The organism is Kitasatospora sp. HUAS MG31, from assembly GCF_040571325.1.
GTDB classification, from domain to species: Bacteria; Actinomycetota; Actinomycetes; order Streptomycetales; family Streptomycetaceae; genus Kitasatospora; species Kitasatospora camelliae.
This window is the reverse complement of sequence record NZ_CP159872.1, coordinates 3,915,517-3,939,622: the sequence shown is the minus strand read 5'-3', so window position 1 is coordinate 3,939,622 and position 24,106 is coordinate 3,915,517. Positions and strand designations below refer to the sequence as shown.

The window sequence follows — 24,106 nt, the reverse complement described above, 5'->3', positions numbered from 1 at the left end:
GGCGGCGCCGTTGCCGCGCTGACCCGAGCCTACGCCGCTGACGGCGCCAGGCCTCCCCCGGCAAGGTCTGACCGGGGGAGGCCTGGATCGTCCACAGCCTGTGGACACACCGCGCGGTCCGTGGACGGTGCCGGAGCACCGGGGGACCGCGCCGGGCGTCAGCCGGAGAGGCGGACCGGCATGATCAGGTACTGGTACGCCTCGTCGGACTCCGCGTCCACCGCGGCCTTGCCGGTGAGCAGGGCGGGCTTGGTGGGCGTGGTGAAGCTCAGCTGGGCGTAGGCGGAGTCGATGGCCTTCAGGCCCTCCTCCAGGTACCCCGGGTTGAAGGCGATCGAGATGTCGTCGCCCTCCAGGTCCGCGTCGACCCGCTCGGAGGCCTGGGCGTCGTCGCCGGAGCCCGCCTCCAGGGTCAGCACGCCCTGCTCGAAGTTGAGCCGGACCGGGGTGTTGCGCTCGGCCACCAGGGAGACGCGCTTGAGCGCCTCCAGGAACGGCTGGGTCTGCACCGCGGCGACCGCGCTGAACTCGGTCGGGAAGATCGACCGGAACTTGGGGAACTCACCCTCCAGCAGGCGGGTGGTGGTCCGCCGGCCTGCGCCCTCGAAGCCGATCAGGCCCTCGCCCGCGCCACCGGTGGACAGCGCGATCGAGACGTTGTCGCCGCTGCCCAGGGACTTCGCGATGTCCTGCAGGGTCTTGGCGGGCACCAGGGCGACCGCGTTGATGTCCGGCTGCTCGGGCTTCCACAGCAGCTCCCGGACGGCGAAGCGGTACCGGTCGGTGGCGGCCAGGGTGATCCGGTCGCCGTCGATCTCCACCCGGACACCGGTCAGCACCGGCAGGGTGTCGTCCCGCCCGGCGGCCACGGCGGCCTGGCTGACGGCCGAGGCGAACACGTCGCCGGGGACCGTGCCGGTCGCGGTGGGCATCACCGGCAGGGCCGGGTACTCGTCCACCGGCAGGGTCGGCAGGGTGAACCGCGAGCTGCCGCACACCACGCTGACCCGCATGCCGTCGGTGGAGATCTCCACCGGCCGGTTGGGCAGGTTGCGGGAGATGTCGTTGAGCAGGCGGCCGGAGACCAGCACGGTGCCCGCCTCCTCGACGTCCGCCTCCAGCTCGACCCGGGCCGAGACCTCGTAGTCGAAGCCGGAGAGGGCCAGGGAGCCCTCCTGGGCCGTCAGCAGCAGGCCGGCGAGCACCGGCACCGGCGGCCGCGCCGGGAGGCTGCGAGCAGCCCAGGCCACCGCCTCCGCGAGGACATCACGCTCCACCCGGAACTTCACCGGTAACCGCCTCCTGGGTCCTGCTGCGCATCAGCGCTGTTGATCGTCGACCGGCACCGGACCGCCGGGGCTGAGCCGCCCCGCATCCGGTTGCCGGAGAACAGTCTGACGTACTCCACCGACAGACGGGGCAGATGGGCGGAAGCAAAGCCGAACAGATGTCGGGGAGCGGTTGTCCACAGATTTCGGCCCGCCCCGCTGTTGATCAAGCTTCCAGGTCTCTATGTGTAGCAGTAGTAGTAGGGCCTGTGGATACCGTGGATAACCTCGTTTTCGCAGGTCAGGGCCCAGATTTCATCCACAGCTCCTGTGGACGCCGGGTGTGGACAACCAGGCGTCGCTGTGGATGGCTGAGCGTTACCCACAGGGCACGCTGAGTATCCACAGGTTATCCCCAGCACTTTCCCCAGATCTTGGTCGGGTTATCCACGGGCCCCTGGGCAACATCACGTGACGGCTTTCACACCCGGGCATGAACGGGCGGCCCGAGTTGTCGAACTGTGGACACAGCTGTGGAGAACCTGGGGATAACCTCCGAAAGCCTGGGGACAAGCGGTGGACAACCCGAACGGCCCCCTGACGGGCCGCCAACTGTCCACAGCCTGTGGAAAACCGTTGTGCACAAGTCCACAGGCCCCTGACCTGCGGGGTAGAGCGTAGCGCCGTCGCCCCTGTGGAGTAATTCTGGATAACTCACAGCTCCACGGCCTGTGGACGGGGAGAAACCACCCGATCCTGTGGATTGTCGCGCCGACGCCCCAACCTGTTCGAATTGCTGGTCAGATGTTCGGCTGAGCTTCACTCTTGAGAACAGCCCGGCGGCCGCCGTGAACCCCGTGAGAACCCCCGAGAACCCCCCGCTCGCCGGGATTCCTGCCCCGCCGCGCAGCCGTCCACACCCTTCGGCACGCTCCGTCCGCCTGCGCCGCCCGGCGGGCCCGGGGTCCGTCCACACGGGCCGGCCGTCCACACCCGCCGCCGGGGCCGTCCACACCGCTTCCGCGGGCCGCCCACAGACGACCGAGGGGAGCCGGGCGGTGGCCCGACTCCCCTCGGTGGGAACGCTGTTGGCGCGCGGTCAGCTCTTGATGCGGTTGGTGAGCTCGGTGACCTGGTTGTACAGCGAGCGCCGCTCGGCCATCAGCGAGCGGATCTTGCGGTCGGCGTGCATCACCGTGGTGTGGTCCCGTCCGCCGAACTGCGCGCCGATCTTCGGCAGCGACAGGTCGGTGAGCTCGCGGCAGAGGTACATCGCGATCTGGCGCGCCGTCGCCAGCACCCGGCTGCGGGAGGAGCCGCACAGGTCGTCCACGCTGAGGCCGAAGTACGCGGCGGTCTGCTGCATGATCACCTGAGCGGTGATCTCCGGGACGGCGTCCTCGTCCCCGCCGGGGATGAGGTCCTTCAGCACGATGCCGGCCAGCTCCATGTCGACCGGCGCCCGGTTGAGGTTGGCGAAGGCCGTGACGCGGATCAGCGCGCCCTCCAGCTCGCGGATGTTGCGGGTGATCCGGGAGGCGATGAACTCCAGCACGTCGGCCGGGGCGTTCAGCTGCTCCTGGATCGCCTTCTTCCGCAGGATCGCGATCCGGGTCTCCAGCTCGGGCGGGGTGACGTCGGTGATCAGACCCCACTCGAAGCGGTTCCGCAGCCGGTCCTCCAGGGTGATCAGCTGCTTGGGCGGCCGGTCCGAGGAGAGCACGATCTGCTTGTTGGCGTTGTGCAGGGTGTTGAAGGTGTGGAAGAACTCCTCCTGGGTCGACTCCTTGCTCGCCAGGAACTGGATGTCGTCGACCAGCAGGATGTCCACGTCCCGGTAGCGCTTGCGGAACGCGTCCGCCTTGCCGTCCCGGATCGAGTTGATGAACTCGTTGGTGAACTCCTCGGAGCTCACGTACCGCACCCGGGTGCCCGGGAACAGGCTGCGCGAGTAGTGCCCGATGGCGTGCAGCAGGTGGGTCTTGCCCAGCCCGGACTCGCCGTAGACGAAGAGCGGGTTGTACGCCTTCGCCGGGGCCTCGGCCACCGCCACCGCCGCGGCGTGCGCGAACCGGTTGCTGGCGCCGATCACGAAGGTGTCGAAGAGGTACTTGGGGTTCAGCCGCGCCGCGGGCTCGTCCTTGCGGGAGCCGCCGGCCGGAGGGGCTCCCGGCGGGGCGGGTACGCCCGGGGCCGGGGTGCGGTCGGCCGGACCGGGCCGTCCCTGCGGCTGGGCCGCGGGACCGGGGCGCGCCGCCGCCCGGCGCCCGGCGGCCGGACGCGGGCGGTCCTCCTCGGGGGAGCCGAGGGCGCCGCCGAACAGGTCGCCCTGGCCGGAGTCGGCGGGGGTGCGGCTGGTGCGCCGGGGGGAGGGATCGGTACGGCGATCCGGCGGGGCGGCCGGGTTCTCCCAGCCGCCGGGCCGCTCGGGCCGCCCGGCCGACCAGCCCGGCTCCTCGGCGCCGTAGCCGCCGGTGGGCTGCGGGTAGCCGGGGGACTCGTAGCGCGGCGCGGGGTAGCCCTGGTCGTAGGGGTTCTGCTCGTACGCGTGCTGGTAGTCCGGGGCGGGCGGGTAGGCCTCGGGCGCCGGCCAGCCGCCGCGCCCCGGGTACCCGGAGGACGGGGCGCCGTGCGGATCGGCCGGCCGCGCCGGGTGCGGCTCGTCGTGCGGGGAGTGCGCGGGGTGCGCGGGATGGGAGGAGTGCTCCCACTCGTCCTCGACGGGCTGCGGCTCGGCGGCCGGGGAGGCGGCGGGCGGGACGGCGTTGGCGTCCACCATCACCGCGATCCGCACCGGGCGGCCGAACTCACGGGAGAGCGCGTCGGTCAGCTGCGGGAGCAGCCGGCCCTCCAGCACCTGCTTGGCGAACTCGTTCGGCGCCGCGAGCAGGGCGGTGTCGTGCATCATCCACATGGGCTGGGTGCGGCGCACCCAGGTCTTGTCCTTGTCCCCGACGTTGGTGTCGTTGACCAGTCGCTCGACGATCCTCGCCCAGACCGGAACGAGATCGCTGTTGACATCAGCCACTGGTACACGCTTTCTCGTTCCCCCGTAAGGGGGGTGTCAAGGGACAGAACAAACCAGACAAGTCCTGCAACGGTAGTCAGCGGACAGAGCTGATTCAAGTTGTTGTCCACAGGCTGTGGGCAGCCGCGATCCGCCGACCGGCTGGCCACCTGGTTTGACCCTCGCCCCCGCCGCCGCGTACCGTAACCAGGTCGAGTTGTCGATGGCCGCTGCCGCATGTCCGCGGGTCCGCCCGCTTCCATGACGCGCGCAGCACGGGCGCCGTGGATTGCCCCCATCCCAGCAGATCTGGGTACCAGGGGCCGGATTTCCCAAGTAATGGGGGAGATCGCGCGGACGCACGGTGACGGCCAAGCGTCATCTCGTCACCCTACGATTCACCTCAGGAGCCCCCGAGTGAGCAAGCGCACCTTCCAGCCGAACAACCGTCGTCGCGCCAAGACCCACGGTTTCCGCCTGCGGATGCGTACCCGCGCCGGCCGCGCCATCCTGGCCGCCCGCCGGGGCAAGGGCCGCGCCTCCCTGTCCGCCTGATCCGAGTCAGGGTCTGCAGTGCTGCCCTCCGAGAATCGGCTGCGGCGGCGCCAGGACTTCTCGACCGCGGTGAAACGCGGTCGGCGGGCCGGTCGGCCCCTGCTGGTCGTCCATCTCAACAGAGACGGCGGCCTGCCGGGGCGGACCGATCCGCATCGCGACTCCAGCCCGCACGCCGCCGAGGGGCTCCCTTCGGCGCGTGCGGGTTTCGTCGTGAGCAAGGCCGTGGGCCCGGCGGTCACCCGCAACCTGGTGAAGCGTCGGCTACGTCACCTGGTCCGCGAGCGTCTGGACCGGCTGCCCGAAGGTAGCCTGATAGTGGTACGCGCGCTGCCCGGAGCCGCGGCGGCCTCGTACCTCGATCTCGAACACGACCTGGACGCGGCGCTGCGGCGCCTCCTCCGGACGGAGCCGACCGGCAGTGCGCCGACGGGAGCAGGGCGATGAAGTACCTGCTGATGGGGCTGATCAGGCTCTACCAGTGGACGATCAGTCCACTGCTGGGCCCGGTCTGCCGCTACTACCCCTCGTGCTCGCACTACGGATACGAGGCGGTGCGCCGGCACGGCGCCATCAAGGGCAGCGGCCTGACCGCCTGGCGCATCCTGCGATGCAATCCCTGGTCGCCCGGTGGGGTCGACCACGTGCCGCCGCGCAAGCACCCGGTGTGGCACCGCCGGCTGCGTGATCTGCTGAGCCCGAAGAGTGGGACCGCCGGGCCGGAGCCGGTGGCGAAGCCCGATGTCCAAGGAGCCTGACCGGTGACCTTCTCCTTCCTGAATCCCCTCTACGACGCGGTGTCCTGGATCATCGTCCAGTTCCACGCGCTGTACAGCCACATCTTCGATCCGAACGGTGGCTGGGCTTGGGGTCTGGCCATCGTCTCCATGGTGGTCGTCATCCGGATCTGCCTGATCCCGCTCTTCGTGAAGCAGATCAAGGCGACCCGGGCCATGCAGGCGATCCAGCCGAAGATGAAGGCCATCCAGGAGCGCTACAAGAACGACAAGCAGCGCCAGTCCGAAGAGATGATGAAGCTGTACAAGGAGGCGGGGACCAACCCCTTCTCCAGCTGCCTTCCGATTCTCGTCCAGGCGCCGTTCTTCACCGCCCTCTACGGTGTGCTGGCCTCGGTCGCCGACGGCAAGACCATCGGCGTCATCGACGGCCCGCTGCTCTCCAGCGCCCAGCAGGCGCACATCCTCGGCGCTCCGCTCTCCGCGACCTTCCTCGGGTCGGACGAGCTCAGCGTCAAGATCGTCGTCGCGGTCATGATCGTGCTGATGTCGCTGTCGCAGTTCATCACCCAGCGCCAGCTGATGACCAAGAACATGGACCTCACGGTCAAGACGCCGTTCATGCAGCAGCAGAAGATGCTGATGTACGTCTTCCCGATCATGTTCGCCGTGATGGGCATCAACTTCCCGGTCGGTGTCCTGGTCTACTGGCTGACCACCAACGTCTGGTCGATGGGCCAGCAGCTGATCGTCATCCGCAACAACCCGACTCCGGGCAGCAAGGCCTTCGCCGAGCGCCAGGAGCGGCTGAAGAAGGCCGGCCGGCTGAACCCGGACGGCACGGTCAAGAAGGCCGGGGTCATGGCCCTCCTCAGCGGCGGTCGGGCCAGCTCGACGGCCACCGCCGAGGCCGCGGTCGAGGACAGCGTGCAGGTGCGCCGGCAGCAGCCCCGTAAGCAGAGCAAGGCCCAGCGCCACGCCGCAGGGACGGCCGCCGCGACGAGCCTGACCAAGCCGACCGGGTCCACGGACGCCGCCGATTCCGCCGAGCCCGCGGACACCCGGGCGGCGGAGCCGGCCGCGGCCGGCAAGCAGGGCCCGGCCAAGCCGGCCGCCAAGTCGGGCCAGCGCCAGCAGCCCCGCCGCGGCGGCCAGAGCGGCCAGCGGCCGAAGAAGAGGTCCTGACCGGCAACGCTGCGACCGCAGCCGCACAGCCTCCATCCCGGCCCAGACCCCCAGGGCCCATCTCCGAAGGAGTCCATCAGTGACGGAAGGCACCACCTCGGCTGTCGACACCGCGGCCGAGACCGGCGCGGGTGCCGCCGAGAGCACCATCGCCCGGCTGGAGCACGAGGGCGACATCGCGGCCGACTACCTGGAGGGTCTGCTCGACATCGCGGACCTGGACGGCGACATCGACATGGACGTCGAGGGCGACCGCGCCCTGGTCTCCATCGTCAGTGAGGGCCCCGACCGCGCGCTGCAGCGCCTGGTCGGCCAGGACGGTGAGGTGCTGGAGGCGCTGCAGGAGCTGACCCGGCTGGCCGTGCACCGGGAGACCGGTGAGCGCAGCAGGCTGATGCTGGACATCGCGGGCTTCCGGGCGCGCAAGCGGACGGAGCTGGCCACGCTCGGCGCCGACGCCGCGGCGAAGGTGAAGACCAGCGGCGAGCGGGTGAAGCTGCGGCCGATGACCCCCTTCGAGCGCAAGGTCGTCCACGACGCGGTGGCGGCCGCCGGGCTGCGCAGCGAGTCGGAGGGCGAGGAGCCGCAGCGCTGCGTCGTCGTGCTCCCGGCCTGACGCCGCAGACGGAACGCCGGCCGACCCCGTCCGCCTCGTGCGGGCGGGGTCGAGCCCTTTCGGGTCGAGCCCCTCGGGTCGGGACCGCTGCCCGGTCTCGGCTGGCGGACCGCCTCGGTGCGGGTTGGATGTTTCACGTGAAACAGTGCTTGTAGTGCGGTGGATTCGACGGTGAGCGGAGAGGCAGAGATGGACAGGGACGGCACGGCCGCCGAGCCGGACGAGGCGGCGGTCGACGCGGCGGAGGACGCCCCGGTGGAGGGGCTCGCCCCGGCCCCGGCCGTGGCGCAGGAGATCTTCGGCGACCGGCTGCCGATCGCCGAGCGCTACACCGAGCTGCTGGCGACGGCCGCCGTTCAGCGCGGACTGATCGGCCCGCGCGAGGTGCCCCGGCTGTGGGACCGGCACGTGCTGAACTGCGCGGTGCTGGCGGAACTGCTGCCGAAGGAGGCCTCCCTCTGCGACGTCGGCTCCGGTGCCGGCCTGCCCGGCATCCCGGTGGCGCTGGCCCGCCCCGACGTGTCGGTGACCCTGCTGGAGCCGCTGCTGCGCCGCACCACCTTCCTGGAGGAGGTGGTGCGCGAGCTCGGCCTGGACAACGTCACCGTGCTGCGCGGCCGGGCCGAGGAGATGGTCGGCAAGCTGGCGGTGGACGTGGTGACCGCGCGTGCCGTGGCGCCGCTGGACCGGCTGGCCGGTTGGGGGATGCCGCTGCTCCGCCCGTACGGGCAGATGCTGGCGCTCAAGGGCGACACCGCCGAGCAGGAGCTGGCCGACTCGCGGTCGGCGCTGACCCGGCTGGGCGCGGTGAAGTGGTCGGTGACCTCGGTGGGCGAGGGCCTGCTGGAGACCTCCACCCGGGTGGTCCGGGTGGAGGCGGGCGAGAGCCCGGGCGGGGTCAAGGCGGCGGCACGGCGGGCCAAGGCGGCCCGGGCGGGCCGCAGCGGGCGGGAGCGCGAGGGCGGCCGCGGAGGGGCCCGGCGCCGCCGCTGAGCGGGTTCCGGCACGTGTGCAGCTGAGCGGTTTCCGGCCGTGAGGACGGACGAAGGCGGGTGGTCTGCGGACCGCCCGCCTTCGTCCGTCCGGGGGCCCGGTGCGTTCTCCGGGGTGCTGAACTGTCCGCCAGGCGGGGGTATCCGGTGTGTCGCACCGTCAGATTTGCGGACATTCCGGTCAGGGTGTTTCACGTGAAACGTCGCCCTCTGCTCCCCGGAATCCTCGCCCGCAGCCGGGCGGCGACTGTTGCCGCTCCGGTTTCACGTGAAACACTGACCCCCATGCAGGACTCGGAGATCGTCGACCACATCGATGACACGCCCATCGCACGGGCTGCCCAGGCGGCCGTGCGGGCCGTCGGGCGTACTGGTGAGGGGCTGCCCAGGCCCGCCGCCACCAGGGTGATCGTGGTGGCCAACCAGAAGGGCGGGGTGGGCAAGACCACCACGACCGTCAACCTGGCCGCCTCGCTCGCGATGCACGGCCTACGGGTGCTGGTGATCGACCTCGACCCGCAGGGCAACGCCTCCACCGCACTCGGCATCGACCACCACGCCGAGGTGCCGTCGATCTACGACGTGCTGGTGGAGGGCAAGCCGCTCGCCGACGTGGTGCAGCCGGTGGTGGACGTCGAGGGGCTGTTCTGCTGCCCGGCGACCATCGACCTGGCGGGCGCCGAGATCGAGCTGGTCTCGCTGGTCGCCCGGGAGAGCCGGCTCCAGCGCGCCATCGCCGCGTACGAGCAGCCGCTGGACTACGTCCTGATCGACTGCCCTCCCTCCCTCGGGCTGCTGACCGTCAACGCCCTGGTCGCCGGCCAGGAGGTGCTGATCCCGATCCAGTGCGAGTACTACGCGCTGGAGGGCCTCGGGCAGCTGCTGCGCAACGTCGAGCTGGTGCGCGCCCACCTCAACCCGGTGCTGCACGTCTCCACCATCCTGCTCACCATGTACGACGCCCGTACCCGGCTGGCCGCCCAGGTCGCCGAGGAGGTCCGGACCCACTTCGAGAACGAGGTGCTCCGGACGGCCATCCCGCGCTCGGTCCGGATCTCCGAGGCGCCGAGCTACGGTCAGACGGTGCTGACCTACGACCCGGGCTCCGCCGGTGCGCTCTCCTACCTGGAGGCGGCCCGCGAGCTGGCGCTGCGCGCGGCGGGCGGAGCGGCGGCGCAGGGCGGTCAGCCGGGCTACGGCTCGGTGGGGCAGCAGCGGAACGGACTCGGCGAGCAGGCGGCGCCGATGGCAGAGCACGGCACGATGGAGGGCAACCGGTGAGTGGTGGGCGCAGGGGACTCGGACGAGGGCTCGGGGCACTGATCCCGGCCGCCGCGCCGGCCGGTACGGCGACGGCACCGATCTCCCCCACGGCGGTGCCGGTGCTGCCGACCGACCGCGGCACGGTGGCCGCCAAGGTGGCCGCCGAGAGCCTGCGCGAGCTGGCCGCGGAGCCGTACCCGCGGAGTGCGCTGGAGACCGAGCTGATGCCGGTGGCCGGCGCGCGGTTCGCCGAGCTGTCGCTGGAATCGATCACGCCGAACCCGCGGCAGCCGCGCGAGATCTTCGACGAGGAGAAGCTCGACGAGCTGGTCACCTCGATCAAGGCCGTGGGCCTGCTCCAGCCCGTGGTGGTGCGTCAGGTCGGCGCCGACCGCTTCGAGCTGATCATGGGCGAGCGGCGCTGGCGGGCCTCGAAGCTGGCCGGCCTGGAGGTGATCCCGGCGATCGTCCGGGCCACCGAGGATGACAAGCTGCTGCTGGACGCCCTGCTGGAGAACCTGCACCGGGCCGAGCTCAACCCGCTGGAGGAGGCGGCCGCCTACGACCAGTTGCTGCGGGACTTCTCCTGCACCCACGACCAGCTGGCCGACCGGATCGGCCGGTCCCGGCCGCACGTCTCCAACACCCTGCGGCTGATGAAGCTCCCGCCCGCCGTGCAGCTGAAGGTGGCGGCCGGGGAGCTCTCGGCCAGCCACGCGCGGGCGCTGCTGGGCGTGCCCGACGCCGAGCGGCAGATCGCGCTGGCGACCCGGATCATCGCGGAGGGCCTCTCGGTGCGGACCACCGAGGAGATCGTGATGCTGATGTCCCCGGAGGAGAAGCCGCGCCGGGGGGCCGCCCCGAAGGCGGGCAAGCTGGTCTCCCCGGCCTTCAACGAGCTCGCCGGGCGGCTCTCGGACCGCTTCGACACCCGGGTCAAGGTGGAGGTCTCCCAGCGGGGCGGGAAGCTCGGCAAGGGCAAGGTGGTCCTGGAGTTCGCCTCGGTGGAGGACCTGAACCGGATCCTGGACAGCCTCGCCCCGGGCGAGGAGGGCCTGCGGCTCTCGCAGGGCTGAGCCGGGGACGACCTGGATGAGTGACCGAGCGGGTGCATGTTTCACGTGAAACATGCACCCGCTCTGCTGTGCGGAGGACACTGGAGTGCGCGGCGGACGCGCTGGAGGAGGTGTGGGGAGTGGGACGCAGGATCGCCCCGCTGACGCTGGACAACCTCGCGGACCTTCCGTCGACCTGCCGGTCCTGCGTCTTCTGGGAGCTGGATCCGGTCACCGCCCGGGCGGCGGTGGAGGCGGGCAAGGCGGAGCAGGAGAAGGAGAGCTGGGTCTCGGCGGTGCTGCTGGAGTGGGGGTCCTGCGGGCGGATCGTCTATGTGGACGACCTCCCCGCGGGGTTCGTGACCTACGCGCCGCCGGCCTATGTGCCGCGCTCGCTGTCCTTCCCGACCAGTCCGATCTCGCCGGACGCGGTGCAGCTGATGGTCAGTCGCGTGCTGCCCGGCTACCAGCGGCAGGGGCTCGGCCGGGTGCTGGTGCAGGCGGTGGCCAAGGACCTGATCGGCCGGGGGTTCCGGGCGATCGAGGCCTTCGGCGCGGTCGGCCGTGATCTGCCCACCTGTGTGCTGCCGGCCGACCACCTGCTGGCGGTGGGCTTCAAGACGGTCCGGCCGCACCACCGCTACCCGCGGATGCGGCTGGAGGCCCGGACCACGCTCTCCTGGAAGGAGGACGTGGAGGGGGCGCTGGAGCGTCTGCTCGGCGGCCGGCGGAAGGAGCCGGCCCTGCGGCCGTTCTGAACGGGGCAGGGAACGGCGGAGGGCCCCGGGGTGATCCCCGTGGCCCTCCGCCGTAGCCGTCGTCGCCGGACCTAGATGAACTCGGCCAGCTCGCGGAGCAGCGCGGCCTTCGGGCGGGCACCGGTGATGGTCTTCACCAGCTCGCCGTTCTGGTACACGTTCAGCGTCGGGATCGAGATCACGTTGTACTCGGCGGCGGTCTGCTGGTTGGCGTCCACGTCGAGCTTGGCGATGGTCAGCCTGTCACCGTGCTCGGCGGCGATCTCCTCCAGGATGGGGGCGACCTGACGGCACGGGCCGCACCAGGTGGCCCAGAAGTCGACCAGAACGGGCTTGTCGCTCTTGAGAACCTCGGCGTCGAAAGTCGCGTCGGTCACTTCGATGGTGGCGCCGGCCACGGGAGCTCCTTGGGGTGAAAGGCGAGGGGGGTATCAGGGACAACAGACGGGGGAGCCGTTCTGTTTCCCCGGTGGGGTGTTTCACGTGAAACGGAGCACCCGCGGGGCGGAGGCTCCGTTCCACGTGGAACGGAGGCTGGGTGGGACGGTCAGACCGCGACCGAGGCGGTCTGCGACTCCAGGTCGGCGAGCGAGGCCAGGTACCGCTCGGCGTCCAGCGCGGCGGCGCACCCGGTGCCGGCCGCGGTGATGGCCTGGCGGTAGGTGTGGTCGACCACGTCACCGGCGGCGAAGACGCCCGGGATGTTCGTCCGGGTGGAGGGGGCCTCCACGGTGAGGTAGCCCTCGGCGTCGACGTCCAGCTGGCCCTTGAAGAGCTCCGAGCGCGGGTCGTGGCCGATCGCGATGAACAGACCGGTGACGGCCAGCTCGCGCTTCTCGCCGGTGGTGGTGTCCCGGAGGGTCACGCCGGTGAGCTTCGGGTCGCCGTGGATCTCCTCCACCGCGCTGTCCCAGGCGAAGGTGATCTTCGGGTCGGCGAAGGCGCGCTCCTGCATCGCCTTGGAGGCGCGCAGGGTGTCCCGGCGGTGCACCACGGTGACGCTGCGGGCGAAGCGGGAGAGGAAGGTGGCCTCCTCCAGGGCGGTGTCACCGCCGCCGACGACCGCGATGTCCTGGTCGCGGAAGAAGAACCCGTCACAGGTGGCGCACCAGGAGACGCCGCGGCCGGAGAGCGCGTCCTCGCGGGGCAGCCCCAGCTTGCGGTGCTGGGAGCCGGTGGTGACGATCACGGCGCGGGCCCGGTGGACGGTGCCCTCGGAGTCGGTGACGGTCTTGATGTCACCGGTGAGGTCCACGGCGACGACGTCGTCCGGCACCAGCTCGGCGCCGAAGCGCTCGGCCTGGGCACGCATGTTGTCCATCAGCTCGGGGCCCATGATGCCGTCCCGGAAGCCGGGGAAGTTCTCGACCTCGGTGGTGTTCATCAGCGCGCCACCGGCGGTGACGGCCCCCTCGAAGACCAGCGGGTTGAGGGAGGCACGCGCGGTGTAGAGCGCAGCGGTGTACCCGGCCGGGCCGGACCCGATGATGATCACGTTACGGACGTCGCTCACTGCATCTCCTGGTTCGCATCGCGACCCGCGCTAGTGCGGGGAGGGCGGTCCTGCTCCGCCGCCCGGGACAACGATTCACCAGTGTCGCGCATTCCCAGGCCCAGCCGCACCAGTCGCCCGGAGTGTGGGCGTCCGTGTCCGCCGGGGAACAGGAATCAGGGGGTGGGGACGGTCCGGTGCAGCAGAACCTTCGCCCCGGGGCACTGCGGGGTGACCAGGTAGACCTCGACGGCCTCGCCGTCCGTCCCGGAGGCTGGGTAGACCAGCACGGTGACGTCGGTCGCGCCGTAGCGGCCCGGGCCGCCGGCGACCGGGGTCTGGCCGGGCCGCCCGACGGCCTCGGTCACGCAGGCCTGCGGCGCGGGCACGGCGGGCAGCGTGCTGCCGGGGTCGCGCTCGGGCTGGAGCGCCGGCTGGGAGCCCTTGCCGGTCGCCGTGGTGGGCGCGGAGGCGGCGCCGGCGAGCAGCTGCCGGACCTGGGCGGCCAGGGTGTCCTCGCGGTACTCGGGCCGTGGCTGGGCGGAGGAGGCGGAGGTGAGGTTCGGCGAGCCGCCCGCAGCGGCCGTGGAGTCGCCGGCGGTCGATGAACTCCCGCGCAGGGCGAGACCGCCCACGGTGAGTAGTCCGGTCAGGGCGGCGGCACCGAGCAGCAGGAAGGACGCCCGCCGCCGTCGGCCCGCCCGGCCCGGTCCACCGGGCCCGCCCGGTGACGCGGGGGCATTCCGGCCGGCCGGACGGGACGAGGTGCCCGGACGGTCCGCGGTGGGGCGGGGAGCCGGGGTGTGGGGCCGGCGGGGGCCGTCGGAGCCGAGGGCGGCCTCGTCCGGCTCAGGCCCCGCCGCGGCGGCGGCCAGTGCGGCGTCGATCCGGTCGGCGAGGTCGGCGGGCATGGGGCCGGGGTCGATCGCGTCGAACAGCAGGCCGATGTCGGTGAGCGCCGCGTAGTCCTCGGCGCAGGACGGGCAGCCGTCCAGGTGGCGGCGGAGCTCGGCGGCCTCCGCCGGGTCGACCAGGTCCTCGGCGAGGTCGGCCAGCACGTCCGGCTCGGGATGGCGGTCCGGTCCGTCGGGCGCGGGGGAGGAAGGGGAGTGCGGCGTCATCGCGGGGTCACATCTCCTTCCAGGGCCGTCGTGGGGATCGCCGGGACCCCCGGTGGTGTGACGGACCCGGGGCCGCCCGGGTTCCCGCGCGGTGTTTCACGTGAAACCGGATCGGCCGGGCGACCGCCGGACGCCGACCGTCCGTCCGGTGTCGGAGTCGTCGGTGCGGACGTGGTTTCACGTGAAACACCCTCCGTCCGCAGGTGCCGGACCAGCGGCAGCAGCCGGGCCCGCCCCCGGGCGCACCGGCTCTTGACCGTGCCGACCGGAACGCCGAGCAGCTCGGCGGCCTCGGCGACCGAGTAGCCCTGCATGTCCACCAGGACCAGGGCGGCCCGCTGGTCGACCGGGAGGGCGGCCAGCGCCTCCGTCACCTCACGGCGCAGCTCCGCGCGGACCACGAGGGCGTCGGCGGCCTCGGCGCTGCCCAGGGCGCCGAGCAGGGCCGCCTCCTGGCCCGGGTCCTCGTCGAGGGAGCGGGCGCGGCGGGTGGAGTTGCGGCGGGCCCGGTCGATGCAGGCGTTCACCACGATGCGGTGCAGCCAGGTGGTGACGGCCGAGCGGCCCTCGAAGCCGGCCGCCGCACGGAAGGCGGAGACCAGGGCGTCCTGCAGGGCGTCGGCGGCCTCCTCGCGGTCGCCCAGGGTGCGCAGGGCCACCGCCCAGAGGCGGTCCCGGTGCCGGCCGACCAGGAGGCCGAAGGCCTCGGGGTCACCGGCGGTGTGCCGGGCGAGCAACTCGGTGTCGGAGAGCTCCGCGCCCATCTCCACCCCCTCTGCCGGCCGCGCGGTCTGTCGTGTCACATCGTTGGGGATGGCAGGGGGTGGGATCAAGGGGGACGGCCGCACCGGAGGGTGCGGCCGTCCGGTCAGCTGGTGACGCTGATCTCGGAGACCTTGGCCCGGAAGCCCTCAGGGTCGGTCGGGATGGCCGTGATCCAGACGAGCAGGAACCGGGTGGAGGCCGGCTTGGGGAGCTTCAGCTCCACCGCGGTGCCGCTGCCTCCGACCAGGGATCCGCCGAAGGACTTGAGGCCGGCCTCGTTGGCCTTGGGCACCGAGGTGGCATCCGCCGGGGCGGCCATCAGCTCGACCTTGTGCGCGCCGTCGAACTGGATCTTCACAGTGCCGACCTGCTGGGCGGAGCCGAGATCGAGCACCACCCCGGTACCCGACTTGTAGAGGTTGGCGGCGAACTGCTCACGGTAGCCCTGGCTGGTCCACTCGGTGCCGGGGTTGCCGTCGATCAGGTTGGCCAGCTCGCTCGGGTGCTCGGGCTTGTCGCCGAGGGCGTTGAAGGGCAGGACGGCGACCGGGTTGATCTTGTTGCCGGCCGGCACGACGGGGACGGGTGCCGGAGCGGAGCCGCTGGCGCTGGTCTGGACGCCGGGCACCCCCTGGTTGGTGCGGTGGTTCAGGCGGTCCACCAGCTGCCAGGAGGTCGCCGCGATCGCGGCCAGGGCCACCACCGATGCCGTCCACTTCACGGCCGCCACGAGGACCCGCCGCCGACGGCGGGGCCGCGGCCGGGGCTGACCGGGCGGGACCGACTCGACCGCGGGCATCTCGCGGGTGCGCCGGTCGGCGTACCGGGGCGGCTGCGAGGTGGGCAGCGCGCGCAGGGCGGGCGGGGCCGGGGGCTCGGGCTGGCGGATCTTCGGCATCAGCGAGAGCGCCTTGGCCAGCTGCTCGGGGGTGGTGATCGGGTCCTTGTGGTGCGGCGGGTGGTCGCACAGGGCGCGCGCCGCGATCTCCGAGAGGCCCTTGTGGACACCCGCGCGGACCTGGTCCGGCGGCACGCAGCCGAGGCTCTTCGGCATGCCCTGGAGGTCGTAGCGGTCCTCCGGGTAGGGCCAGCGGTGGGTCAGCGCGGCGAACAGCAGCGCGGCGACGGCACGGGTGTCGGTGAGCTCCGCCTCCTCGGTGGGCAGCCCGCGCAGGGCGGCGTCCACGGCGAGGCCGTTGATCCGGTACTGGCCGCTGTCGGTCCGCATCACGCACTTGGGGGTCAGCCGCAGATGGGCCTGCCCGCGCTGGTGCGCGGCCGCGAGCGCCTCAGTCACCTGGCGCACCATCTGGTACGCGTCGTACGGCTCCATCGGGCCGTCGGCGAGCAGGGTGGTGAGGTCGGAGGCGTCCGGCAGCCACTCCCGGACGATGTAGACCGTGTCGCCCATCTGCACCGCGTCCAGCACCTGGACGAAGCGCGGGTCGCCGAGGAGGGCGGCCGAGCGGGCGGCGGTGAGCACGGACTTGGCCCGCGCGTGGCCGGCTGCGAGGAGGTGGACGCCGACCGCGCGGCGGAGCTTCTCGTCGACCGCCCGCCAGCTGCTGAAGGTGTCCGACTGGGTGATGCACTCCTCCAGCCGGTACCGGCCGGCGATGGTGTCGCCACTGTGCCGCAGCGGGGCCGGCAGCACGGCCGGGAGGGTGGCGGTGTCGGCGTCCAGGGTCTCGGTGCTGGCGGTGTGCGCGGCGGCCGGGGCGGGAGCCGCGGCGGGCTGGGCAGCGGTCCTGGAGGCCGCCGCGGCCGCGTCGGCCGACCGCTTGGCGGTGCCCGCGGCCAGCTCGGCGGCGATCTCGGTGGCGGACAGCGGCGCGGTGGACTCCGCGGCCTCCTCGGGGCCCTGGGCGGCGTCCGTGCCGGGCTCGTCGGCGGCCTCGGGGGACCGGGCCTCGGACGGCTTCTGGGCGGCCGTGGCGGGCCGGGACGCGGCGGTCTTCGAGGGGGTCGCCTCGGCGGCGGGGGCCTTCACCTCGTCGGCCTTCACACCGTCCTGCTTCGCGCCGTCCTGTTTCAATCCGTCGTGCTGCTCGCCGTCCCGCTTCACGCCGTCCCGCTTCGGGGTGGCCGCCTTCGCGCCGCCCGCGGCCTTGGCGCCGCCCTTCCCCGTGCCGGCCCTGCCGGAGGCCGCCCTCGCGGCGGCCGGCTTGGATCCGTTCGCCCGGGCCCGCGTCGCGGCCGAGGGGTCGGAGGACTTCCCGCCCGCCCCCGAGCCGGCGTCGGAGCCGTCCGGGAGGTCGTCGAGTGCCGTGGCCGGTGCCGTCTCGTCCCGCACGGACGTGTCGACGACCGCCTTGGTGCCATCAGCCACCGTGGTCATGCCTCCCCTTGTGTCGCCCCGGGTACCGAGAATCCGGCCTGCTCGTCCGCGCTCGGCAGAGCGAAGCATGCCAGGACAATTGTGCCCACTTCCGCTCCCCTGGTACGACCGCTGAGGGGCCCGACTGGTTGCGCGGCCAGGCAACCGGGTGATCTCGGCGAGGTGGTGGCGAAGACGTGGAAATCCCGTGCGGATTCCGCCGTCTGAGGGAACGGGGGATCCGCACGGGATCGGGTTGACGCGAGGTCAGTGCGGCCGGGCGGCCGGATCAGCGGCCGAGGCGGCTGCGGACCATGCCGAGCAGCGAGTTCAGCTCCTCGATCCGCATCCGCCGGGCGATCACCAGGAACAGCGCGACCTGGACCGCACCGGCCGCGACCAGCGTGATCACGCTGCCCGCCCAGCCGTGCACCAGGCCGAGCAGCGCCACCTCGACGGCCACGCCGGCCGCCGCCGCCGGCACCGAGGCGATCGCCAGCCGGACGTAGGTCCGGGAGATCCGGCCGGTGTCCAGCCCCCCGATCCGGGCCTTCAGTCGGGGCAGGGCGACGGCCACGCCGACCGCGTACGCCACGCCGTAGCCGAAGGCCATGCCGGTCACCGCCCACTCGGCGGGCAGCGCCACGAAGCAGAGCGCCGCGATGCCGGCCTGGACCGCGGCCACCCAGACGGTGTTGGAGAACGGGGTGCGGGTGTCCTCGTAGGCGTAGAAGCCGCGCAGCAGCACGTACTGGACCGAGAACGGGATCAGGCCCAGCGCGAAGGCGGAGAGCATGAAGCCGATCATCCGGGCGCCGTCGGCGGTGTCGCCGCCGTTGCCCAGGCCGTAGATCGAGGAGCCGATCACCGGACCGAGCGACAGGAACAGGAACGCGGCGGGCACGATCGCCACCGCCGAGGTGCGCAGGCCGTAGGACAGGTCGTCGCGGACGGCTCCGGCGTCCTCGTCGGCGGCGGCCCGGGAGAGCCGCGGCAGGACGGCGCTCATCACCGAGACCGTGATCACGGCCTGCGGCAGCTGCCAGATCAGCAGGGCGTTGGAGTACGCCGCCAGACCGGTGCCCAGGTGACCGGCCGCCTCCGCGGTCTTGCCCGCGGCGGTGGCGAACTGGGTGATCACCAGGTAGCCGGCCTGGTTGGCGAGCACGAACAGGAAGGTCCACTTGGCCAGCCGGGCGGCCTTGCCGAGCCCGTGGCCGCGCCAGTCGAACCGGGGACGGAAGCGGAAGCCGGCCGCCCGCAGGTACGGGACCATCGACAGCGCCTGCACGGTCAGGCCGAGCAGGGTGCCGATGCCGAGCAGCCGCAGGCCCTCCGGGGTGACGGTGTCCGGGCCGACGGCGGTGTCCTGGAAGGTGCCGAACACCCAGATGTACATCCCGAAGGTGAAGATCACCACGATGTTGTTGAGGACCGGGGTCCACATCATCGCGCCGAACCGGCCGCGGGCGTTGAGGATCTGGCCCATCACCACGTGCACGCCCATGAAGAAGATGGTCGGCAGGCAGTAGCGGGCCAGCGTCACGGTGGCGTCGGCGCTGGCCGGGTCGGCCATCAGCGCGTGCGAGATCAGCTGGACCAGCAGCGGCGCGGCCAGCACGGCCACGAAGGTCACCCCGGCCAGGCCCACCATCACCAGGGTCAGCAGGCGGTTGGCGTAGGCGGTGCCGCCGTCCTCGTCGTTCTTCATGCTGCGCACCAGCTGCGGCACGAAGACGGCGTTCAGCGCCCCGCCGCCGATCAGGATGTACAGCAGGGTGGGCAGGGTGTTCGCGGCGTTGTACGAGTCGCCCATGGTGGTAACGCCGATCGCGGCGGCGATCACCATCGTGCGCAGGAAACCGGTGCCGCGGGAGACCAGGGTGCCGGCCGCCATCACGGCGGAGGAGTTCAGCAGGCTCGCGACCTTGCCGGCCCCGCCGCCCCCGCCGGACGCGGCGGGCGGCTCGTCGGCCGGGACGGGACCGGCGGGCGGGGCGCCCATCGCGCTGTTCGCCTCGGTGACCGCCGCGCTGGTCTGGAGGAGGGCCTCCTCCTCGGTGAGCGGGGGGTCGAACTCGATCGGCGGCACGAACGGCCGGGCGTCGGCGCTCTCGCCCTTCGAGGATCCGCTCAGCAGCGCGTCCACGCCGACGTACTCGGTGGTCTCGGTGTTCCACGGCGAGCTCTCGACCGGGGGACGGGCCGGGGACTCGGCCGGGGGCCCGGTGAAGGCGGGCGCCTGGGCCGGGGCGGGGGTGCCCCAGCGGCCGGTCGGGGCGGTCAGCCGCATCGTGGGCTCCGACTGCGGCGCGGCCTGCGGCGGCAGCGCGGCCGGGGCCTCCTCCGCCGGCGCGTACGCGTCGTGCGGGGCGTACGCGTCCTGCGGCCCGTACCCCTCCTCGGCGTACGGGTCGCGGGCGTAGGTGTCGGCCACGTACCAGTCGGCGGCGCCGGGCTCGCCCGGCGGGCGGCCGCCCCGGCCCTCTGCTGGGCGCTCGGTCATGCGCTCTCCTCGGTTCGCTCGTCAGTCGCCTCGCGAGCCGCGCAGCCGTCGACGATCCGCCCGCCGCGCTCGCTCCTGCACCGGATCCACCACCGGGTGGCCGCCCCGGCCGGGGCGGAGGTCAGTGATCCACCTTCTCATTCCCGGGTGCCCGATCGGCGTCACCCGACGCGGACGCGGGGTCCGCGTCGGCCGCGCCGACGGGCTCGGAGGCCGGGTGCTCGGACGCCGGCCCGGCAGGGGCCTGGGCGGCGCTCCGGGCGTCCGCGTCGGCGGTGGCCGGGGCGGGTCCGTCGGAAGCCGGCTCGGCCGGGGCGAGCGGAGCGTCCGGGTCGGTCGCCTCCTCGCCCGCGGCGGCCCGCTTCTTGCGCTGGAGGTAGAACCGGATCCCGGCGAGCGCCATCAGCACCACGCCGCCGCCGATCACGTAGAACACGCCGCTGGCGACCGAGGTCACCTCCACGGTGAAGACCACCGGGGCGCCGTAGCGCTGCGCGTTGGGTCCGGTGGTCCAGAGCTCGGCGGTCATCTGGACCGGGCCGTTGACCTGGGCCTCGGCAGGGAAGCGGAAGGTGCGGCTGGTGGTGGCGTCCAGCACGACCGGCTCGGGGTCGCCGACGTTCAGCCGGTTCACCTGGCCGGAGGTCAGCCGGAGCTGGAGGTTGCCGACCGCCTGGTTGAGGTCGTTCTTGACGCTGATCAGCAGGGTGGCGTTGTCGCCCGGCAGCGTGATCACGCTCTTCGCGGGGACCCTGACCGCCGAGGTCAGGTTGTTCAGGTACTCGCCGACCCCGTGCCGGTAGGCGGCGCCGGCGGCCGCCTGGTCGCGCCATCCGGTGGACATCGAGCGGACCATGGCCGCGCTGAACGGGCCGCGCACCCGCTGCGGCTGGGTGAGGATCAGCATCAGCCGGTCCAGGCCGCTCTGCACCGCCATGGTCTCGGAGAGCGCGCCCGCGGTGAGCTCGGAGCCCGCCGTCTCGCGCGGATAGTCCTTGGGGACCGCGGTGTTGGCGTCCGGATCCGCCGTGGCACCGGCCACCGCGTCCAGCTTCACCGGGGTGATCCAGCCGCCGGTCTGCGCGGCGCGCACCGACTGGGCGATCGCCGTGGCGGTGCCGGCGGTGAGCGAGCGCTGCGGCATCACCAGCAGGCCGCGCTGGTTCTCCGGCTCCTGACTGGTGATCATCATGGTCTCGACGAGGAACCGCTGCTCGGCCGCCGACCGGGCGCCCGGCGTGTTGAGGTCGCCCTGGAACAGGGCGGAGACGGTGGTGTCCGCGACCACCGCGGTCTGGCCGTCGATCCCGCGGGCCGCGCCCGGGGTGTACGCCATCGACCGGGACTCCGGCATCGAGGCGCCGTTGACCAGCACCACCCGGGAGCCGGAGGCCTGGGCCACCGAGGCGGTGGCCTGGTCCAGCAGCCCGAGGTATGGCCAGGCGACGTCCGAGCGGACGTCCACCGACAGCCGGCCCTCGGCGGTCAGCTGGCCGGCGGTGACCGCCTTGCGCAGCGCGGTGTCCATGCCCGGCAGCCGCGAGCCGTTGTGGGCGATCGAGGCCAGGTCCGGGTCGGCGTACGGGAGGGAGACCACCTCGTCGCCCTGCCGGGCCACCACGGTGCGCAGCTGGGCCAGCCAGGCGGTGGCGGCGTCCCGGCCGGCGCCCGGCACGGTGTTGTCCTCGCGGGCCGTCTCGCCGCCGGTCCCGGGCTTCTGCACCCGGTACGGGCGGGTCATCGCATAGACCGTGTCCAGCAGGTCGGGGTCGACCACCCACGTGAGGTTCTGCAGATCGCCGCCGATCCGCACCAGCTCGTGCAGCCGGCCGCCGGGGGCCAGCTCGGTGGCCAGGCTGTCGTCGCGCAGCACCGACACCTGGTCGTTGTCCGGCATGGTCTGGGCGACCAGGCCGGGCGCGTGGGTGATCGGCCAGATCACCGAGACCTGGGTCGGCTTGACCACCGGCTCGCTGTTGTACGGCAGGAAGCTGCGGGCGATGCCCAGCGGGTGCTCGCGCTCGTTGTCCGCGGTGCCGCCCCAGACGTCCACGGCGAGCTCGTACACGCCGCCGCTCTTGAGCCGCAGGTCGGCGGTGGACACCCTGATGCTGTAGTCGCGGGCCTGGCCCGGGCCGAGGTCGCCGAGCTCGACCTCCGGGGAGTCGAGATCCACGCCGTCCTGGCTGCTCGGCGAGGTGCGGGCCGCGACCTGGCCGATCTCGCTGCGGGTGCTCAGCTCGCGGTTCGGCGAGCGGACCGCCACGTGCGCGGACTTCAGCGCGGACCGGCCCGCGTTGGTCACCTTGCCGGTGACCGTCACGGTGGCGTTCTCGCCGGCCACGGCGGGGGAGACGGCGTCGATCTCCACCGTGGCGGGGTAGTCGGTGTTCGCGGTGACGAACCCGGAGCGCTCGGCCAGCGCCGGCGGCGCGGCCGTGAGCAGCACGGTGCCGGCGGCCGCCACGGCCGCCGCCCACTTGGCCGCCGACCGGCGCCGCCCGTTCGGCGCGTGCCTGCCAACGGTCAGCCCGCTCCGGATGTCCACGCGCCCTCGCCGTTCTAGATCGTGTTCGATCGGTTCACCGCCGTCGTCGGCCGCTCGCCGACGGGCAGCGGGGCTCGGCGGCACCCGTGCCGCCGGACAGCCCGTCCACCCGGCATGGTAACGATGTCGCCCGGCCGGCAGTGTTGCGGGCCGGAAGCTGGGGGCGTCCGGGAGCACGACGGCGGCCGTCGAAACCGCGCCGGGGGCGCCCTGACCGCAAGGACGCCGGGCGGGCCGGAACGGTTCCCGGGATCCGCGCTGCCTGCCGGCCCGGGCGGTGCCGGGCCCGGTCCGGGCTCGACCGGATCGGCCGGGCCCGTTCCAGTGTGCCGTCCCGCCCCGGTTTCCGGAGCACGTCGCGGCCGACGCCCGGAAAGCCGCGGGCGGCGGGGGAGGCCGGGCACGTACCCTTGTGAGCCGTGTCCACTGCCAACGCGTCCAGCGCCAATCATTCCACCGCCGCCGCCTCCGAGGCCCTTCCGGGCCTGACCGAGGCGCAGACCAGGGGTCTCCAGGAGCTGCTCCGGGTCTCCCCGGTCGCCGACGAGATCGCCCGCCGCTTCCAGGCGGCCGGCCACCGCCTGGCACTGGTCGGCGGCTCGGTACGGGACGCGCTGCTCGGCCGGCTGGGCAACGACCTCGACTTCACCACCGACGCCCGCCCGCAACAGGTGCTCAAGCTGGTCAGGGGCTGGGCGGACGCGGTCTGGGACGTCGGCATCGCCTTCGGCACCGTCGGCGCGCGCAAGGACACCCCCGAGGGCTCCTTCCTGATCGAGATCACCACCTACCGCAGTGAGGCGTACGACCGGACCTCGCGCAAGCCCGAGGTCACCTACGGCGACACCATCGAGCAGGACCTGGTGCGCCGCGACTTCACCGTCAACGCGATGGCCGTCGACCTCCCCGGTCGGGGCTTCATCGACCCGCACCGCGGCCTGGAGGACCTGGAGGAGCGCGTCCTGCGCACCCCCGCCACCCCCGAGGAGTCCTTCTCCGACGACCCGCTGCGGATGATGCGGGCCGCCCGCTTCGCCGCCCAGCTCGACTTCGACCCGGCGCCCGAGGTGGTCGCGGCGATGACCGCGATGGCCGAGCGGATCACCATCGTCTCCGCCGAGCGGGTGCAGGCCGAGCTGAACAAGCTGCTGACGGCCGCCCACCCGGTGAAGGGCCTGCGGCTGCTGGTGGACACCGGCCTGGCCGACCACGTGCTGCCCGAGCTGCCCGCGCTGCGCCTGGAGCGCGACGAGCACCACCGGCACAAGGACGTCTACGAGCACTCGCTGACCGTCCTGGAGCAGGCGATCGACCTGGAGACCGACGGCCCGGACCTCACCCTGCGACTGGCCGCGCTGCTGCACGACATCGGCAAGCCGCGCACCCGCCGCTTCGAGTCCGACGGCCGGGTCTCGTTCCACCACCACGAGATCGTCGGCGCCAAGATGACCCGCAAGCGGATGCGGGAGCTCAAGTACTCCAAGGAGCTCACCGAGGACGTCTCGCGGCTGGTCGAGCTGCACCTGCGCTTCCACGGCTACGGCGGCGGCGAGTGGACGGACTCCGCGGTCCGCCGGTACGTCACCGACGCCGGCCCGCTGCTGGAGCGGCTGCACCGGCTGACCCGCTCCGACTGCACCACCCGCAACAAGAAGAAGGCCGCCGCGCTGGCCCGCACCTACGACTCGCTGGAGGTGCGGATCACGCAGCTCAAGCAGCAGGAGGAGCTGGACGCCGTCCGCCCCGCGCTGGACGGCAACCAGATCATGGAGCTGCTCGGGCTGCGGCCCGGCCCCCAGGTGGGCAAGGCCTACAAGCACCTGCTGGAACTGCGCCTGGAGCACGGCCCGATGGAGTACGACGTGGCCGTGGCGGCGCTGCGGGAGTGGTGGGCGGCCCAGCCGCAGGGCTGACGCTCGCC

19 protein-coding genes are annotated in these 24,106 nt (G+C 72.8%); 10 read left to right on the top strand and 9 right to left on the bottom strand.

Annotated features, from left to right (window positions below):
- Window positions 1–158: 158 nt before the first annotated feature.
- Together dnaN and dnaA are read right to left on the bottom strand one after the other, a co-directional pair.
- On the bottom strand, window positions 159–1,289 hold the full coding sequence (gene dnaN, locus ABWK59_RS17835) for a DNA polymerase III subunit beta (protein ID WP_354641577.1): 1,131 nt from the start codon (window positions 1,287–1,289) through the stop codon (window positions 159–161).
- 1,078 nt (window positions 1,290–2,367) lie between these two features.
- A complete protein-coding gene (gene dnaA / locus ABWK59_RS17830; protein ID WP_354641576.1) occupies window positions 2,368–4,296 on the bottom strand; it encodes a chromosomal replication initiator protein DnaA in 1,929 nt (642 codons plus the stop codon).
- Window positions 4,297–4,692: 396 nt separating this feature from the next.
- On the opposite strand from dnaA, the gene rpmH reads away from it, so the two are divergent.
- The 9 genes from rpmH to ABWK59_RS17785 all read left to right on the top strand — a co-directional run bounded on the left by rpmH (window position 4,693) and on the right by ABWK59_RS17785 (window position 11,436).
- Window positions 4,693–4,830, top strand: coding sequence for a 50S ribosomal protein L34 (gene rpmH, locus ABWK59_RS17825; protein ID WP_030059672.1), 138 nt, complete (start codon window positions 4,693–4,695; stop codon window positions 4,828–4,830).
- A gap of 18 nt (window positions 4,831–4,848) precedes the next feature.
- Window positions 4,849–5,277 carry a ribonuclease P protein component gene (gene rnpA / locus ABWK59_RS17820; protein ID WP_354641575.1) on the top strand — a complete coding sequence of 143 codons (429 nt, stop codon included), beginning with the start codon at window positions 4,849–4,851 and terminating at the stop codon, window positions 5,275–5,277.
- Window positions 5,274–5,588, top strand: coding sequence for a membrane protein insertion efficiency factor YidD (gene yidD / locus ABWK59_RS17815; RefSeq protein ID WP_354641574.1), 315 nt, complete (start codon window positions 5,274–5,276; stop codon window positions 5,586–5,588). The genes rnpA and yidD overlap by 4 nt, the downstream gene beginning before the upstream one ends.
- 3 nt (window positions 5,589–5,591) lie before the next feature.
- Window positions 5,592–6,752 (top strand): membrane protein insertase YidC, encoded by a 1,161-nt coding sequence (gene yidC, locus ABWK59_RS17810; protein ID WP_354641573.1) that lies wholly within the window; start codon window positions 5,592–5,594, stop codon window positions 6,750–6,752.
- 79 nt (window positions 6,753–6,831) lie between these two features.
- Complete coding sequence (locus tag ABWK59_RS17805; RefSeq protein WP_354641572.1) at window positions 6,832–7,368, top strand: protein jag; 537 nt, start codon at window positions 6,832–6,834, stop codon at window positions 7,366–7,368.
- A 189-nt stretch (window positions 7,369–7,557) separates the two neighbouring features.
- Window positions 7,558–8,361: a 16S rRNA (guanine(527)-N(7))-methyltransferase RsmG gene (rsmG, locus tag ABWK59_RS17800; protein ID WP_354644996.1), complete on the top strand. Its 804-nt coding sequence runs from the start codon at window positions 7,558–7,560 to the stop codon at window positions 8,359–8,361.
- A gap of 209 nt (window positions 8,362–8,570) precedes the next feature.
- Complete coding sequence (locus ABWK59_RS17795) at window positions 8,571–9,641, top strand: ParA family protein (RefSeq protein WP_420492929.1); 1,071 nt, start codon at window positions 8,571–8,573, stop codon at window positions 9,639–9,641.
- Entirely contained in the window at window positions 9,638–10,699 is a 1,062-nt protein-coding gene (locus ABWK59_RS17790) for a ParB/RepB/Spo0J family partition protein (RefSeq protein WP_354641570.1), read from the top strand. The genes ABWK59_RS17795 and ABWK59_RS17790 overlap by 4 nt, the downstream gene beginning before the upstream one ends.
- Window positions 10,700–10,818: 119 nt before the next feature.
- Window positions 10,819–11,436, top strand: coding sequence for a GNAT family N-acetyltransferase (locus ABWK59_RS17785; RefSeq protein WP_354641569.1), 618 nt, complete (start codon window positions 10,819–10,821; stop codon window positions 11,434–11,436).
- Between the two features lie 71 nt (window positions 11,437–11,507).
- Here the strand turns inward: ABWK59_RS17785 and trxA are convergent, their stop codons facing one another.
- From trxA to ABWK59_RS17750, 7 genes are all read right to left on the bottom strand, one after another.
- Window positions 11,508–11,834 (bottom strand): thioredoxin, encoded by a 327-nt coding sequence (gene trxA / locus ABWK59_RS17780; RefSeq protein ID WP_354641568.1) that lies wholly within the window; start codon window positions 11,832–11,834, stop codon window positions 11,508–11,510.
- Between the two features lie 149 nt (window positions 11,835–11,983).
- A complete protein-coding gene (gene trxB / locus ABWK59_RS17775; RefSeq protein WP_354641567.1) occupies window positions 11,984–12,949 on the bottom strand; it encodes a thioredoxin-disulfide reductase in 966 nt (321 codons plus the stop codon).
- A 155-nt stretch (window positions 12,950–13,104) separates the two neighbouring features.
- On the bottom strand, window positions 13,105–14,049 hold the full coding sequence (locus ABWK59_RS17770; RefSeq protein ID WP_354641566.1) for a zf-HC2 domain-containing protein: 945 nt from the start codon (window positions 14,047–14,049) through the stop codon (window positions 13,105–13,107).
- Complete coding sequence (gene sigM, locus ABWK59_RS17765; RefSeq protein WP_354641565.1) at window positions 14,046–14,813, bottom strand: RNA polymerase sigma factor SigM; 768 nt, start codon at window positions 14,811–14,813, stop codon at window positions 14,046–14,048. Before sigM ends, ABWK59_RS17770 begins: the two co-directional genes overlap by 4 nt.
- A 104-nt stretch (window positions 14,814–14,917) precedes the next feature.
- Window positions 14,918–17,152 carry a protein kinase family protein gene (locus tag ABWK59_RS17760; RefSeq protein ID WP_354641564.1) on the bottom strand — a complete coding sequence of 745 codons (2,235 nt, stop codon included), beginning with the start codon at window positions 17,150–17,152 and terminating at the stop codon, window positions 14,918–14,920.
- A 268-nt stretch (window positions 17,153–17,420) separates the two neighbouring features.
- On the bottom strand, window positions 17,421–19,637 hold the full coding sequence (gene murJ, locus ABWK59_RS17755) for a murein biosynthesis integral membrane protein MurJ (RefSeq protein WP_354641563.1): 2,217 nt from the start codon (window positions 19,635–19,637) through the stop codon (window positions 17,421–17,423).
- Window positions 19,638–19,758: 121 nt separating this feature from the next.
- Window positions 19,759–22,185, bottom strand: a complete 2,427-nt coding sequence (locus ABWK59_RS17750; RefSeq protein WP_354641561.1) for a DUF6049 family protein — start codon at window positions 22,183–22,185, stop codon at window positions 19,759–19,761.
- A 485-nt stretch (window positions 22,186–22,670) separates the two neighbouring features.
- On the opposite strand from ABWK59_RS17750, the gene ABWK59_RS17745 reads away from it, so the two are divergent.
- Window positions 22,671–24,098, top strand: a complete 1,428-nt coding sequence (locus ABWK59_RS17745) for a CCA tRNA nucleotidyltransferase (RefSeq protein WP_354644994.1) — start codon at window positions 22,671–22,673, stop codon at window positions 24,096–24,098.
- The last annotated feature ends 8 nt before the right edge of the window (window positions 24,099–24,106 follow it).

Excerpts from the sequence above, each read along its gene's own strand:
- yidD (WP_354641574.1), top strand. The coding sequence starts at position 5,274 with ATGAAGTACCTGCTGATGGGGCTGATCAGGCTCTACCAGTGGACGATC.
- rsmG (WP_354644996.1), top strand. The coding sequence starts at position 7,558 with ATGGACAGGGACGGCACGGCCGCCGAGCCGGACGAGGCGGCGGTCGAC.
- ABWK59_RS17770 (WP_354641566.1), bottom strand. The coding sequence starts at position 14,049 with ATGACGCCGCACTCCCCTTCCTCCCCCGCGCCCGACGGACCGGACCGC.
- sigM (WP_354641565.1), bottom strand. The coding sequence starts at position 14,813 with ATGGGCGCGGAGCTCTCCGACACCGAGTTGCTCGCCCGGCACACCGCC.
- ABWK59_RS17760 (WP_354641564.1), bottom strand. The coding sequence starts at position 17,152 with ATGACCACGGTGGCTGATGGCACCAAGGCGGTCGTCGACACGTCCGTG.
- murJ (WP_354641563.1), bottom strand. The coding sequence starts at position 19,637 with ATGACCGAGCGCCCAGCAGAGGGCCGGGGCGGCCGCCCGCCGGGCGAG.